The organism is Aquisalimonas sp. 2447, from assembly GCF_012044895.1.
Taxonomy (GTDB): Bacteria; Pseudomonadota; Gammaproteobacteria; order Nitrococcales; family Aquisalimonadaceae; genus Aquisalimonas.
Genome location: NZ_CP050695.1, coordinates 3552476 through 3566657 on the forward strand (window position 1 = coordinate 3552476; position 14182 = coordinate 3566657).

The 14182-nt window shown below is 65.7% G+C and carries 17 protein-coding genes; 5 read left to right on the forward strand and 12 right to left on the reverse strand.

Going from position 1 to position 14182, the window contains the following annotated elements; genetic code table 11:
- Positions 1-62: 62 nt before the first annotated feature.
- The gene (locus KU884_RS16830; RefSeq protein ID WP_167783697.1) at positions 63-737 is read left to right on the forward strand and encodes an OmpA family protein; all 675 of its coding nucleotides are present in this window, start codon (positions 63-65) and stop codon (positions 735-737) included.
- Positions 738-773: 36 nt separating this feature from the next.
- Here the strand turns inward: KU884_RS16830 and cyoE are convergent, their stop codons facing one another.
- The 4 genes from cyoE to KU884_RS16850 are packed head-to-tail and all read right to left on the reverse strand — an operon-like array spanning position 774 to position 4156.
- Complete coding sequence (cyoE, locus tag KU884_RS16835; protein ID WP_167783698.1) at positions 774-1697, reverse strand: heme o synthase; 924 nt, start codon at positions 1695-1697, stop codon at positions 774-776.
- Positions 1698-1710: 13 nt separating this feature from the next.
- A complete protein-coding gene (locus KU884_RS16840; protein WP_167783699.1) occupies positions 1711-2748 on the reverse strand; it encodes a heme A synthase in 1038 nt (345 codons plus the stop codon).
- A gap of 54 nt (positions 2749-2802) precedes the next feature.
- Complete coding sequence (locus KU884_RS16845) at positions 2803-3423, reverse strand: hypothetical protein (protein WP_167783700.1); 621 nt, start codon at positions 3421-3423, stop codon at positions 2803-2805.
- Complete coding sequence (locus KU884_RS16850) at positions 3410-4156, reverse strand: SURF1 family protein (protein WP_167783701.1); 747 nt, start codon at positions 4154-4156, stop codon at positions 3410-3412. Before KU884_RS16850 ends, KU884_RS16845 begins: the two co-directional genes overlap by 14 nt.
- 122 nt (positions 4157-4278) lie before the next feature.
- Here KU884_RS16850 and KU884_RS16855 point away from each other — a divergent pair, with 122 nt between their 5' ends.
- Positions 4279-4497: a twin transmembrane helix small protein gene (locus KU884_RS16855; RefSeq protein ID WP_167783702.1), complete on the forward strand. Its 219-nt coding sequence runs from the start codon at positions 4279-4281 to the stop codon at positions 4495-4497.
- 81 nt (positions 4498-4578) lie between these two features.
- On the opposite strand, the gene KU884_RS16860 is transcribed toward KU884_RS16855, so the two are convergent.
- The 8 genes from KU884_RS16860 to bioB form a co-directional block, all read right to left on the reverse strand.
- Positions 4579-5439, reverse strand: a complete 861-nt coding sequence (locus KU884_RS16860; protein WP_167783703.1) for a cytochrome c oxidase subunit 3 — start codon at positions 5437-5439, stop codon at positions 4579-4581.
- A 26-nt stretch (positions 5440-5465) separates the two neighbouring features.
- The gene (locus KU884_RS16865) at positions 5466-6053 is read right to left on the reverse strand and encodes a cytochrome c oxidase assembly protein (RefSeq protein ID WP_167783704.1); all 588 of its coding nucleotides are present in this window, start codon (positions 6051-6053) and stop codon (positions 5466-5468) included.
- A 123-nt stretch (positions 6054-6176) separates the two neighbouring features.
- Positions 6177-7763: a cytochrome c oxidase subunit I gene (ctaD, locus tag KU884_RS16870; protein WP_167783705.1), complete on the reverse strand. Its 1587-nt coding sequence runs from the start codon at positions 7761-7763 to the stop codon at positions 6177-6179.
- 38 nt (positions 7764-7801) lie between these two features.
- Positions 7802-8998 carry a cytochrome c oxidase subunit II gene (coxB, locus tag KU884_RS16875; RefSeq protein ID WP_254432095.1) on the reverse strand — a complete coding sequence of 399 codons (1197 nt, stop codon included), beginning with the start codon at positions 8996-8998 and terminating at the stop codon, positions 7802-7804.
- A gap of 37 nt (positions 8999-9035) precedes the next feature.
- Complete coding sequence (locus KU884_RS16880) at positions 9036-9563, reverse strand: DUF2244 domain-containing protein (RefSeq protein WP_167783706.1); 528 nt, start codon at positions 9561-9563, stop codon at positions 9036-9038.
- Between the two features lie 188 nt (positions 9564-9751).
- Positions 9752-10426: a dethiobiotin synthase gene (gene bioD / locus KU884_RS16885; RefSeq protein ID WP_167783707.1), complete on the reverse strand. Its 675-nt coding sequence runs from the start codon at positions 10424-10426 to the stop codon at positions 9752-9754.
- Positions 10423-11319 carry a malonyl-ACP O-methyltransferase BioC gene (gene bioC / locus KU884_RS16890; RefSeq protein WP_167783708.1) on the reverse strand — a complete coding sequence of 299 codons (897 nt, stop codon included), beginning with the start codon at positions 11317-11319 and terminating at the stop codon, positions 10423-10425. The genes bioD and bioC overlap by 4 nt, the downstream gene beginning before the upstream one ends.
- A gap of 62 nt (positions 11320-11381) precedes the next feature.
- Positions 11382-12386 (reverse strand): biotin synthase BioB, encoded by a 1005-nt coding sequence (gene bioB, locus KU884_RS16895; protein WP_167783709.1) that lies wholly within the window; start codon positions 12384-12386, stop codon positions 11382-11384.
- A 77-nt stretch (positions 12387-12463) separates the two neighbouring features.
- Here bioB and KU884_RS16900 point away from each other — a divergent pair, with 77 nt between their 5' ends.
- The 3 genes from KU884_RS16900 to KU884_RS16910 are packed head-to-tail and all read left to right on the forward strand — an operon-like array spanning position 12464 to position 14182.
- Entirely contained in the window at positions 12464-13216 is a 753-nt protein-coding gene (locus KU884_RS16900) for a ComF family protein (RefSeq protein WP_254432096.1), read from the forward strand.
- A complete protein-coding gene (locus KU884_RS16905; RefSeq protein ID WP_254432097.1) occupies positions 13213-13560 on the forward strand; it encodes a DUF3634 family protein in 348 nt (115 codons plus the stop codon). The genes KU884_RS16900 and KU884_RS16905 overlap by 4 nt, the downstream gene beginning before the upstream one ends.
- A 49-nt stretch (positions 13561-13609) precedes the next feature.
- Positions 13610-14182 (forward strand): RNA polymerase sigma factor, encoded by a 573-nt coding sequence (locus KU884_RS16910; RefSeq protein WP_167783710.1) that lies wholly within the window; start codon positions 13610-13612, stop codon positions 14180-14182.

The following is a 14182-nucleotide window of genomic DNA, read 5'->3' on the forward strand; positions in this document are numbered from 1 at the left end:
CCGGCTTCAGCGACGCGCGCCGTGACGGAGCCCACCCCAAATCGCTATCGAGGATACGATCCATGCGCATCAGAGCACTGGCTGTCTGCCTGTTCACCGCCACCACCCTGGGTCTGACGGCCTGTGGCACCACGGACCCATACACCGGCGAGGAACGCACGGCGCGCACCTCCACCGGCGCGGCCATCGGCGCCATTGCCGGGGCTGCCATCGGTATTGCCACCGGTTCCGACAGCCGCGAACGCCGTCAGCGTGCAGCCATCGGCGCCGGCATCGGCGGTTTGTCCGGCGCGGCGGTGGGGGCCTACATGGACCGCCAGGAAGACAAGCTCCGGGAACAACTGGAAGGGACCGGCGTCAGTGTCACCCGCGAGGGCGACGAGCTGATCCTGAACATGCCGGGTAACATTACCTTCGGTTTCGACAGTGCCGAGTTGCGCTCCGAATTCTACGATGTGCTGGACAGCGTGGTGCTGGTGCTGGAGGAGTTCGACCAGACCCTGATCGAGGTGGCGGGGCACACCGACAGCGTCGGCGATCCGGCCTACAATCAGCGGCTCTCGGAGAGGCGGGCCGACTCGGTGGGCCGCTATCTGCGCAGCGAAGGCATTACCGATCAACGCATCGCAACTGCGGGTTTCGGCGAGGACCACCCCATCGCTGACAACGAGACTGAAGAAGGTCGGCAGGCGAACCGGCGGGTGGAGCTGACGCTGATCCCCATCACCGATGACTGACGAAGCGGCGTTCGCTCTGGCCACTCGGTCGTCAGATCAGGCCGGCAGCAGCCGCTCCAGCAGGGGTAGATAGTGGTCCAGCAGCAGCAGCCCGAAGAGCCCCATCAGATAGGTAATTGAATAGCCGAACGCGCGCATCGGCAATCGCTCATCGCTGGAGTAACGCAGCGCAAAAGCGTAATAGAGGAAGCCGGCATTGAGTAACAGCACGCCGACCAGGTACACGGGCCCGCTCATCCTGGTGGCAAACGGCAGCAGGCTGGCGGCCACCAGCAGCAGGGTGTAGAGCAGGATCTGCACTTCGGTAAAGCGCACCCCGTGGGTCACCGGCAGCATGGGAATGTCCACCTTGGCGTAATCCTCGCGCCGGTGGATGGCCAGGGCCCAGAAATGGGGTGGCGTCCAGATAAAGATGATCAGAAACAGCAGCAGGGCATGGGGATGGATGGTCCCGGTCACCGCCGCCCAGCCCAGCACCGGCGGCGCGGCACCGGCGGCGCCGCCGATGACGATATTCTGCGGCGTCGCCCGCTTCAGGAACAGGGTGTAGACGAACGCATAACCCATCAGCGAAAGGAAAGTGAGCAGCGCCGTCAACGGGTTCACCAGCAAGTAGAGAATGCCGAGCCCGAGCAGGCCGATGGTGGCGGCGAAGACCATGGCGCGGCCGGCCGGTAAGGCCCCGGTGGGCAGGGGGCGCCCCTTGGTACGGGCCATGGCGGCGTCCGCTTTTTCATCCACGATCTGGTTGATCGCCGCCGCCGAGGCGCTGCTCAGGGCAATACCGAGACTGCCGAAGATCAGCGCGTTCCACGGCACCTCCGCCGGTGGGGCGGCCAGCACCATGCCCACCAGCGCGGTGAAGACCAGCAGTGCCACCACCTTGGGCTTGCACAGCTCGTAGTAGTCTTCCCAGCGGTGGCGGCCGTATGCCGTGGAGTGCTGCCCGGAGGCTGTCATGACCCTCATCCCGTCAGTCGCCCGTTCCATGCGTTGCAGTTGCATCATTAGGCAGTGGGCGAAGGGTATGGTAAAGACCGACCACGCTCAACAGCAGTAGCGCGGCGCCGCCGTTATGTGCCACCGCCACCGACAGCGGCAGACTCGCGAGGACGTTGGTGATGCCGAGGATCCACTGCACCACAAGCAGGGCCACCGTGGCGGCGGCATAACCACGGACCAGCGTGGACCGCGTCCGGAGCCATACCGTAACGGCGAGACCGATCACTGCCAGCGCAGTGACCACCGCCCCAAGACGGTGGACAAACTGAATCGCGACTCGCGCCGGGTGATCCAGGACGCCGAACTCGTAGTCGACACCGAGCCCCTTCCACAGCACAAAGGCGTCGGAATAGTCCGCTTCCGGCACCCATTCCCCCCCGCAACGCGGGAAGTCGGTACAGGCCAGAGCCGCGTAATTGGTGCTGACCCAGCCGCCCAGGAGGATCTGCGCCACCACCACGGCGAGCACCGCGAGCACCAGCGGTCGCAGGCGCTGCCCGGGATCCCGCACCGGCGGGCGGTGCATGACGCCGGCCCGCAGGCTGAGCCACCACAACAATGCCAGCGTCGTCATGCCACCGAGCAGGTGCATGGTCACCACCAGCGGTTTGAGCTGCCAAGTGACCGTCCACATGCCGAGAATGGACTGGGCGATAATCAGGATGGACAGAAACACCGGCAGGCCCACGGGTTGCCCGGGCTCATGGCGGCGCCGGACGGCGTAGATGGTGATGGCGAACACCAACAGGCCGAGGATGCCGGCGGCGTAGCGATGGATCATCTCCTTCCATGCCTTGCCCACGTGCACCGGGCGCTCCGGATAGGCCACGTTGGCCGATTCAATGGCTTCCTCGGTCTGCGGCACCCCCAGGAGCATGCCGTAGCAGCCGGGCCAGTCCGGGCAACCGAGACCAGCGTCTTCCAGCCGCACCCAGGCACCGAGGAGTACCACGATCAGGGTGAGGGCGGAAGCAGTCAGACAGAGGCGAAAGAAACCCTGGTTGCGCATGTATTCATTCCCGGTCGGTTGCTGCGTCGCTGCGCTCCCCGCAAAGACGACGGTTCAGCGTTCCTGTAAGCCATCGAGGCGTTCGATATCAATATTCGACAGCCGCAGCAGATGGCGGAGATCGTCGAGCATGCCCGCGGCGTCGAAGGGCTCGCCGTAACGCATCATCAGGTAACCGCGGGTATCCACCAGGCTGAGCGCCACGGATGTGTCCGTCTGCGGCGGGCTGGTCCAGTCGGTGTCCTCCGTGCGCACGACATGGAGGTCCCGGTGACGCTCCAGAAGCCCGCTCTCAGGCGGCTCCGCCCCTTCACCGATCACCAGCACGCGCTGGGCGCGATCGGCGTTCTGCGCCAGCGCGCGGCGGATCTGCCGCGTTTCCCGCAGGCGCTCGACGCAACCGTCGTCGCATGGTTCCCGGAGCGTCATCAGCATCGTCCACCGGCCGCGCAGCTCCGGGGGTCCAGACGTATCCCCCGGACCAGCCAAACGCTCCATGGCGGGCACGTCGAGCTGGACTGGCGAATCCAGGAGATCACCGTGATTGGACGTGGCCGGGGGCCGCCAGCCGGAGAAGAACAGCGTCCACGCGATGGCCGCGGGCACGAAGAACACGGCCAACAGCAACAACAGGGAACGCCGTCCGCGGCGGGTGCGGCTATCAATCGGTGGCATCGGTTCTGACTCGTCGTAGATTGACTGAAACGAAAATCACCATCAACGCGGCGGCCAGCGCAAACCACTGCACCGCGTAGCCATAGTTGCGATCCGGCCCGTAACCTTCCCGGTACACGGGGCCCCACTCGCGCACGAAGCCGTGGTCGGCGTCCGGATCCAACCGCAGCACGACGGGGAGAAGAGGATAGCCGAGCCTTTCCTCCAACTCGTCGAAGTCCACATACTGCACCCGGAGCGGCCAGCCGCTCTCACCGTCGGCCATGCCCCCCAGACGGATGCCCGTGGGCGGGCCCTGATCCACGTGCCCGCGCAACGTCCGGGGCTCGTCCGGAGCGGCCACATCCGGCAGGCGGCCGCGGTCATCGCCGCCGGGCACCCAACCGCGGTCAACGAGCACGGCCGCGTCCCGCCCATCCAGGCGCAATGGCGTCAGCACATGGTAGCCGGGCTGCCGCTGGTGCATCTGATTGTCGACCAGCAGCTGCCGGTCGACATCGTAGATGCCGCGGGCGCGGGCGTTCCGCGTGAGCGCCTGGCGCTCGGGCGGTGCATCACGGTTCAGGTCCAGCGGTGACCGCTGATCCCGCGTCTCGTAGGCCTCCTGGAGCGCTTCACGCTGCTCCGCGCGATCCAGCTGCCAGAACCCCAGGGAGACCAGAACTGGAAACACGATCAGGGTCGCCAGGCTGGGGATCAGGCCGGGCCTGAACTGAAACCCACCGATGCGCATGCAACCTCCGGCGGCCGGGTGTGCGACGGCTCACGCAAGGCGTATGATGAAGAGGTTCGTCTCGAAACGACCCTGAGACGCGCCTCGCTGACCGCTACCGCAACCATCCCTGGTAGAGACCCATGACACTGGCAATCAAGATCGGCGTCGTTCTGGCCATGCTGGCCATCGTGTTCAGCCTGTTCTCCGGGGCCATCTTCCTGGTGCGCGACCAGAGCAGTTCGCGCCGCGTGGTACGGGCCCTGACATGGCGCATCGGCCTGTCGGTGGCCCTGTTCGCCATCATCCTGGTGCTGTTGACAACGGGAGTCATCGAGCCCGGAGACCCGATGCGCCCGTAGGTAGACGCTGAAACGAAGCGGGAGTTCCCGGCGCGGAACCACGGCGTGAAAGGCGTCCGCCTCTCACGCCGGGCGCCAGCGTCAGATCACATAGACGAACACGAACAGGCCCAGCCAGACCACGTCCACGAAGTGCCAGTACCAGGCGGCCGCCTCGAAGCCGAAGTGGTTATCGGCAGTGAAATGGCCCTTGAGCACGCGCAGCAGGATCACCAGCAGTGTCAGGGCGCCGATGATCACGTGCACGCCGTGGAAACCGGTGAGCATGTAGAACAGCGAGCCGTAGATGCCGGTATCCATCCGCAGGTTGAGCTCATCCCATGCGTAGAAATACTCGTACGCCTGAATGGAGCTGAACAGGAAACCAAGCGCCACCGTCAGGGCGAGCCCGATGACCACCTGCCGGCGATGGTTCTCCTTGATGGCGTGGTGAGCCCAGGTCAGGGTCACGCCGGAGGTCAGCAGGATGATGGTGTTAAGCGTCGGCAGGAACCATGCCCCCATGGCCGTGTAGTCCAGGTCCAGCATACCGGGACCGGCAGTCGGCCAGGACAACACCACGGAGTCCCAGAGGAACTGACTGGTGGCAGGATCCGCACCGCTCAGCCACGGAATCGAGAACACCCGGGCGTAGAACAGGGCGCCGAAGAAAGCGCCGAAGAACATCACCTCGGAGAAAATGAACCACGCCATGCCCTGGCGGAAGGAGACATCCACCTGGGCGTTGTACTTGCCACTCACGCTCTCGTGGATCACGTCCCGGAACCACATCACCGTCATGATCAGGGTGATGATCGCCCCGAGCACCATGGTCGGCACGCCCCAGTTGCCCCCGTTCAGGTACACGGAGAACCCCGCCATCAGGAGCGCGATACCCGGAACACCGAATACCGGCCAGCGGCTCTCATGGGGAACGTAGTAGCTGCCTTCTGCTTGGCTCATCGTTATGTTTCCTCGTTTCTCGCCATTCAGCGCGAGCCGGCGTGCAGCTGCGCATCCTCGGGATCGAAATCGGGGTCGTCGCCCGCGCCCAGGTCAAACAGGGTGTACGACAGCGTCACCGTATTCGTGCGGTCATCCAGGCGTGGATCGATAAAGAAGGTCACCGACATATCCCGGTTCTCCCCCGCCTCGAAGGGCTGCTCGGTGAAGCAGAAGCACTCTGTCTTGCGGAAGTCCCGGGCCGCACGACCGGGGGCCACGCTCGGCACGATCTGGCTGACCGTATCTTCGTCCTGGGTGTTGGTCGTCTCGAAGGTCACCGTGTAGAGCTCACCGGGCGTCACCTCCATGCGACGTACCTCGGGCTTGAAATCCCAGGGCCGGTTGTCGTTCACGGTGGCCACGAACTCGACGGTGATCTTGCGGTCCGGATCCACTTCACCGCGTTCGTAGTCCGCGGCCTGGAGATCCACCACGCCATTCAGTCCGGTGATATCGCAGATCACGTCATACAGCGGCACCAGGGCGAAACCGAATCCGAACATGCCGAAGGTGACCAGAACCAGTTTCGTCACCAGACTGGTATGGCGTTTACTCGTGGTCTCGTCACTCATAACCGCACCTGCATCAGGATAAACGTCACGTATAAGCCCAAGGCGATGGCGGCGAGCACCAGCCCCGTAACCACGGCGCCTCGCCGCTTCGACTTGTGCCGATTGTCGCTCAACTGACCTCCGTTACCTCACCACCGGGGGCGTCTCGAAGGAGTGGTACGGCGCCGGCGACGGCAACGTCCACTCGAGGCCTTGCGCTCCGTCCCACACCTGGTCGCTGGCCTTCTCGCCACCGCGGACGCACTTGATGATGATCCAGACGAACAGCAGCTGCGAGAAACCGAACACGAAGCCGCCAATGGACGAGATCATGTTGAACTCCGCGAACTGCAGCGCGTAGTCCGGAATACGCCGTGGCATGCCGGCCAGCCCCAGGAAGTGCTGCGGGAAGAACAATACGTTCACCGAGATGGTGGACACCCAGAAGTGCCACTTGCCCAGGCGCTCGTCGTACATGTGCCCGGTCCACTTCGGCAACCAGTAGTAGACGCCCGCCATGATCGCGAACACGGTGCCGGACACCAGCACGTAGTGGAAGTGGGCCACCACGAAGTAGGTGTCATGGTACTGCAGGTCCACCGGCGCCAGGGCCAGCATTACCCCGGAGAGGCCACCGACGGTGAACAGGATGACGAAGGCGATCGCGAACAGCATGGGCGTTTCGAAACTCATGCTGCCGCGCCACATGGTGGCCATCCAGTTGAAGATCTTCACCCCGGTGGGCACGGCCACCAGCATGGTGGCAAACATGAAGAACAGCTGCCCGGCCAGTGGCAGACCCACGGTAAACATGTGGTGCGCCCAGACGATGAACGACAGGAACGCGATGGCCGCGGTGGCATAGACCATGGAGCTGTAGCCGAACAGCGGCTTGCGCGAGAACGTCGGCAGAATCGCCGAGACGATGCCGAACGCCGGCAGGATCAGGATGTACACCTCGGGATGCCCGAAGAACCAGAAGATGTGCTGGAACATCACCGGGTCACCGCCGCCGGCGGCATCAAAGAAGCTGGTGCCAAAGTACTGATCCGTGAGCAGCATGGTCACCGCCCCGGCCAGCACCGGCATCACCGCGATCATCAGGAAGCCGGTGATCAGCCACGTCCAGACGAACAGCGGCATTTTCATCAGCGTCATGCCGGGAGCGCGCATGTTCAGGATGGTGGCGACGATGTTGATCGACCCCATGATCGAAGAGATGCCCAGGATGTGCACCGCGAAGATCAGGAACGGGAACGCATCACCCAGCTGCAGCACCAGCGGCGGGTACATGGTCCAGCCCGCGGCCGGACCGCCGCCGGGCATGAACAGCGTGGCCAGCAGCAGCACGAAGCCTGCCGGCAGCAACCAGAAGGCCCAGTTGTTGACCCGCGGCAGCGCCATGTCCGGCGCCCCGATCTGCACCGGCACCAGCCAGTTGGCCAGCCCGGTGAGCGCCGGCATCACCGCCCCGAAGATCATCACCAGGGCGTGCATGGTGGTCATCTGATTGAAGAAATAGGGATCAACAAGGTTGTAGCCGGGCTGGAACAGCTCGGCCCGGATTACCATCGCCATGGCGCCGCCGATGAAGAACATCAGCAGCCCGAAGGTCATGTACAGGACGCCGAGATCCTTGTGGTTGGTGGTGAACAACCACCGCGTGATGCCATAGGGCGCGTGGTGATGGTCGTCGTGACCGTGGTGCGCTTCATGTGTCGTGGAGGACATGGCCCAGAACCCCTTCGTTGAAATTCTCTACCCGGCGCTCAGCGCGCGTCCCGAATATCCGACGGCTGGACGAGGTCGCCGGCATCGTTACCCCAGGCGTTACGGATGTAGGTCACCACACCGGCAAGCTCCTGGTCGTCGAGGCGACGGCCAAAGGCCTGCATGGCGGTACCGGACACGCCGTTCACGGTGACGTCGATGGCGAATTCCCTGTCGTCGATCACCCGCTCGTTCCCAGCGAGGGCCGGGAAGTTGCCCATGCCCCCACCCTCAGCACGGTGGCAGGCCAGGCACTGGCTATCGTAGACCTGATTGCCCAGCGTCATGAGCTCGTCCTCGGACATGTCCGCGAGCTCCTCTTCATCGACTTCGGCGACCGCGGGATCTTCCTCGGGAACGTCGCCAACGGCCGGCGCCTCGCCATTCTGTTCGGCGACCCAGTCATCGTATTCGTCCTGCTCCAGCGCCACCACCACGATGGGCATGAAGCCGTGGTCACGGCCACACAGTTCGGCGCACTGGCCGCGGTAGATGCCCGGCTCTTCAATGCGCGCCCAGGCCTCGTTGATGAAGCCGGGAATGGTGTCCTTCTTCCAGCCGAGTTCCGGCACCCACCAGGAGTGGATGACGTCATTGGCGGTCAGCAGGAAGCGGATCTTCTTGTCCACCGGCACCACCAGCGGGTTGTCCACATCCAGCAGGTAGTGCTCGACATCGCGGGGGGAGATTTCCGGATTGCGCTGCCGAGCACGCTGGCTGTCCCGGTCCAGGCGACTGAAGAAGCTGATGTCCTCGTCCAGGTACTCGTACTCCCACATCCACTGGTAGCCGGTCACCTTGACGGTCATGTCGTAGCCGCTGGTGTCTTCCATCTTGATCATGGTCTGCGTGGCGGGCACCGCGATGCCCAGCAGGATCAGGAAGGGAATCACCGTCCACACCACCTCGATGGTGGTGTTGTGGTGGAACTGCGCCGGCTTGGCGCCCACGGAGCGGCGGAACTTCCAGATGGAGTAGAAAATGCCGATGAACACGAAAGCACCGATGGCGCAGACGATATAGAACACCAGCATGTGCAGGTCATAGGCCTGCTGGCTCAGGGACGTCACCCCCTCGGGCAGATTCAGACCCCACGGCTTGCGCCAGCCCGACTCACCAGGGGCGGCGAGTGCGAGAGGCATGAGCCCCATCAGACCCACGGCGGCGAGGGCTCTCACCAGCATCTTCGAAGTCATTCCACGTGTTCTCCCAAATGGAATCGGCGCTTTATCGTCATTCACTCCCGGGGCCGGACCGGGCGGCGGCCTTGCCGCCTCCCGCTGCCATGGGACCAATGCTCTCCATCAGCTCACTGGCCAGGCTCTCGCGCTCCTCGTCTGTGAGGAAGGCGCCACACTCGACCTGATCTCCCCCCGAGCGAATCAGCAGGCGGGCCGGGTGCAAACGCAACGGCGAGCGCTGCAACTCGACCGCGGACCAGGCCCGGCTGAACTCCCAGGTCTGTTCCGGCGTACGGCGACCTTTCTCGATACGAATCCGCTCCGGGCCCACCCGAATGACCTCGCGGTAATCACCGCGACGTGCAGAAACGTACAGCGCCGCACCCAGGGCCACAACTTCCAGCCCGGCAAAGGGCAGGATGGGCCAGAAACCCGCAAACGCGAACACCGTGGCCACGCCAAGGCAAACCACGGAGAGCATCAGGAAGATGACCAGGGTTTGCCGCCAGTAGACACCGGCATTGGGGCGCAGATCAAACAGCCGTTCGTCTTCGGCTGTGTCGCTTCGCGTCATCGCCATGGTGGCTCAACCCCCAGGGCCTGTCAGGCGACCCCGGCATGCCAGAGTCGGATCACCATGACAGCGGATCGTGGACTCATTCTAGAGGAGTTGCCCGCCGGAGAAAAGCGCGCCACGGCGCCATGCGGCGCCTGTATCCCTGGCGCCTGCCCGGATCGAGTCACAAGCCACTGATTCCATGCGCCGATTCAGACCAGCGGACCAACATCCAGCAGTGCCCCCATGGCCGCCGACGAGGCACCGGGTCGTGGCGGCAGGGTCCCCAGGCATGGTGCCGGAAGCCGGGCCTGCAGACTGGCGATCTGTTCCCGCTGCAGCGGCTCGTCCGGGTCCATCACGTTGGCCACCCAGCCGGCCAGGGGCAGACCATCCCGCTGCACCGCCTCCGCGGTGAGCAATGCATGGTTGATGCAGCCCAGCCGGATCGCCACCACCAGCACCACGGGATACCCCAGATCCTGCGCCAGATCTGCGAAGCCGGTGGCCGCACCCAGGGGCACGCGCCAGCCGCCGGCGCCTTCCACCAGCAACAGGTCGGCATCTGCTTCAAGCCGGCGCCCCGCCTGCGCCAGCGCGGAGACGTCGATCTCCACTCCGGCCCGGGCAGCGGCCAGATGTGGCGCCACGGCCGGCTCCAGGGCCACGGGATTGACCTGCTGGTAGGACACCTTCACCGACGCCGTTGCCTGCAGCGCTTCCGCGTCCTCGTTCCGCAGCCCCGCCGACGTGTGGCGACACCCCGAGGCAACGGGCTTCATTGCCACCGTACGCAGCCCCGTGTCGGCCAGCGCCGCCAGCAGGGCGCAGCCCACCACGGTCTTGCCCACCCCGGTGTCCGTACCGGTAACGAACAGCCCGGTCACGGGGACCCGTCCTGGTTCCGGCGACTGCGGAAGGCATCCAGGGAGAATGTCGCGGCGCCGCCGTCGGTCTGCCGCTGCGGCACCATGCTGGTTGCCCAGGCGTGGCCGTAGACCACCTCGCAGGTGGCGGGCAGCCGACCGTCGGCATCAGCATAGCGAGCGTAGGCGGTGGCCATCTGCTGCCAGCGCCCGCGCCCGGTCAACCCTCGCGGGCGGCCGCCCTGGACGGTCTGTGAACCCAGCGCCCGGAGGTCCCGCATGACATCGGCGGGTGTAGCGTAGGTCAGGTTGAAATACTCCATGTCCATGACCGGATCGGCAAACCAGGCGGACACCAGGGCATCGCCGATATCGTGCATGTCCGCGAAGCGGTTCACGTGACGGTAGCCGTCGGCATCGGACCAGCTCTCCCGCAGTTCCCGCAGCGTGTCCGGACCGAAGGTCGTGAACATCAGCAGGCCACCGGGACGCAGCACCCGCTGGCACTCCTTGAACAGCGCGTCCAGGTCGTTACACCAGTGGAATGCGGCATTGGAGTACAACAGGTCCACGCTGCTGTCCGCCAGCGGCAGGGCCTGGGCATCGGCACAGATCACGGGCAGAGGCCGCAGCCAGCTACCGCGATCCCGGGCGCGACGCAACATCCCCGGCGCCAGGTCCAGGGCGAACACCCGCGCCTTGCGGAAGCGCTGTCGCAGCGCCGCCGTCTGCTCGCCGGTCCCGGCGCCGAGGTCCACCGCCCGCTCCGGCGCCAGACGGATGAAGTCGAGCCGCTCGAGCATGCGCCGCCCGACCTCGCGTTGCAGTACCGCCGCCTGATCATACGATGCTGCGGCGCCGTCGAAGGCCCGTTGCAGCGCCTGTCGGTCGAACCGGCTGTCGTCTCCGCTCATGAAAGGCCGTTCCGGGATGCTGGCAGAAAGGCCGTCCATGATACGCCAACAACCGCGTTCCTTCAGGCCTCGACGGTGTCACCGGCGGCGGCTTCGGTGGCGCACTTGGCACCCTCGAACTGCAGCCCCAGCCGGGCGAACAGCCGCTGGTCATGCTCCACATCCGGGTTGCCGGTGGTGAGCAGCTGTTCCCCGTAGAAGATGCTGTTGGCCCCGGCCAGGAAACACAGCGCCTGGGTTTCGTCGCTCATGTCCGTGCGCCCTGCCGACAGGCGAACGTGGGAGTGCGGCATCAGAATCCGGGCAACGGCAATGCAGCGTACGAACTCCAGCGGGTCCAGATCATCCTCGTTCTCGAAGGGCGTGCCGGGCACGCGGATGAGCTGGTTAATGGGCACGCTCTCGGGGTGGGCGGGCAGGTTGGCCAGGGTCTGCAGCATGGAGGCCCGGTCGGTCACCGACTCGCCCATGCCGAGGATGCCGCCGCAGCAGACGTTGATCCCCGCCTCGCGCACGGACTCCAGGGTGTCCAGGCGATCCTGGTAGGTGCGGGTGGTGATCACCTCGCCGTAGTACTCCGGGGAGGTGTCCACGTTGTGGTTGTAGTAGTCCAGCCCCGCCTGCCGCAGCCGCTGACTCTGCGCCCCGTCGAGCATGCCCAGGGTGGCGCAGGTCTCCAGACCCAGCGCCTTCACCTCGCCGATCATCTCGGCGACGCGCTCCAGATCCTTGCCCTTGGGGCTGCGCCAGGCGGCGCCCATGCAGAAGCGGGTGGCGCCCGCATCGCGGGCCGTGCGTGCCGCCGCCAGCACCTCGTCCTTGTCCATCAGCGCCTCGCGCTCCAGGCCGGTGTCGTAGCGTACGCTCTGGGGGCAGTACTTGCAGTCCTCCGGGCAGGCCCCGGTCTTGATGGACAGCAGCGTGCTCACCTGCACGGCATTGGGGTCATGGAAGCGGCGGTGTACCGTCTGGGCCTGGAACAGCAGGTCGTTGAAGGGCAGCTCGAACAGGGCCTGAACCTCGTCCAGGCGCCAGTCGTGGCGAATCGGGCTGTTTGCATCCGGCATGCGGGGGACTCCATGGAGATTGTGGCTAGAAGCGATTCCTGCGATGTTAGCCGGCAACAGGGATGTGTCAACAGATTATGGACAAAATGGTTTACACCCGGCTACGTCACGCCTTTCAGTCGCTGCTGCCCTCCTCCTGCCTGTGCTGCGAGGCTCCGGGCTGCGGCAACGTGGACATCTGCGCCGGCTGCTTCCGCGATCTGCCGCGCAACGAACACGCCTGCACCACCTGCGCGCTGCCCGTCACTGTCGGGCAGCGGGAATGCGGACGCTGCCAGGACCAGCCCCCGCCGTTCTCGCGCCTGGTGGCGCCCTGGCGCTATGCGGAGCCCGTGGACGGGCTGATCCAGGCGCTGAAATTCCGCGGCCAGCTACCGGCGGGCCGGCTTCTGGGGACGCTGCTGGCAAGAGAGCTGTTCCGGCGGCACGCTACCGCCGACGTCATCGTGCCGCTGCCCCTGCACAGGCAGCGCCTGCGTGAGCGCGGCTTCAACCAGGCGACGGAGATCGCCCGCTGCCTGCCGCAGCGACTGGGCATTCCACTGCGGCATGACATACTCCGGCGCGCCGGCGGCACCATCCGCCAGTCGCAGCTCGGGCGTCGGCAGCGCGTTACCAACATCCGCGGCGCATTTGCGACCACGGACAGCGCCCGCGGCCTGCGCATTGCCCTGGTGGATGACGTGGTCACCACGGGCAGTACCATCGAGGAAGCGGCCCGCACTCTGCTGCGACAGGGCGCGGTATCCGTGGAAGTCTGGGCGGTGGCGCGAGCAACGCTCTCGCCCCGCGATCGACATACCGGGGAGACCGAAAAGGAGACGCCGTGAACAACCCCGTCCTGCTGACCCTGCTGGCCACCGCGGTTGTGGGCGGCATTGCCGCAATCCTGCTGCTGCGGCTGCGCATCGTGTTCGTGATCGAGCTCCGGGACGGGCGCGCACGCATTCGCTCCGGCCGCCCGCCGGAGGACTTTCCCGCCGCCTGCGAGGATGTGGCGCGCCGTCGCGGCGTCACCCGCGGCCGTATCACCGGCGTGCGGGACGGCAGCAGCATCCGGCTGACCTTCTCCCGGGATATCCCCGAAAGCAGCCACCAGGCCTTCCGCAATGTCTGGACGCCACCGCCCCCTCGCGGCGGTCCGCCCGGTGGGGGCATGCGCGCCCGGGGCTGATCATGACTGCCGATGGAACCTTTTCCGCTACCCCTGCGTGTGTGTGGGTATGAGTCAACTCGCCCACCTCTGGAAACGCCTCTCCGCGCGCTCCGCCTTCGAGGCGGCGCTGGCACCGCACATGGACCGGCTCTGGCGGCTGGCGCTGCGCTTCCAGGGCAACAGCAGCGATGCCGAGGACCTGCTCCAGGAGCTTGTCAGCCGGGCCTGGGACAAGCGGGCCACCATCCTGGAGCTGGACGCCCCCGGCCCCTGGCTGGCCAAGGTACTGTACCGCCTGCACGTGGATCGCTGGCGCCGGCAAGGCGCGTTTGACCACGCGGAAAGCCTGGATGAAGCCCTGCAGATCGAGGCGGCCAGTCAGACCGAGGCGGCCCTGGAACGCGTCAGCGTGGACGAGATCCTTGCCGAGGTGGAACGGCTGCCGGAGCATCAGCGCGCCGTACTGCTGCTCCACGACGGCGAGGGTTACCGCCTGGAGGAGATTGCCACCATGGTTGAGGCCCCCGTCGGCACGCTGAAGTCGCGCCTGCACCGGGCGCGAGCGGCGGTACGGCGCAGTTTCGCCGAAGATGGAACCAAATCGGACGCGGCTGCGTGTTCAGGGGGTAAGGAGGGATGA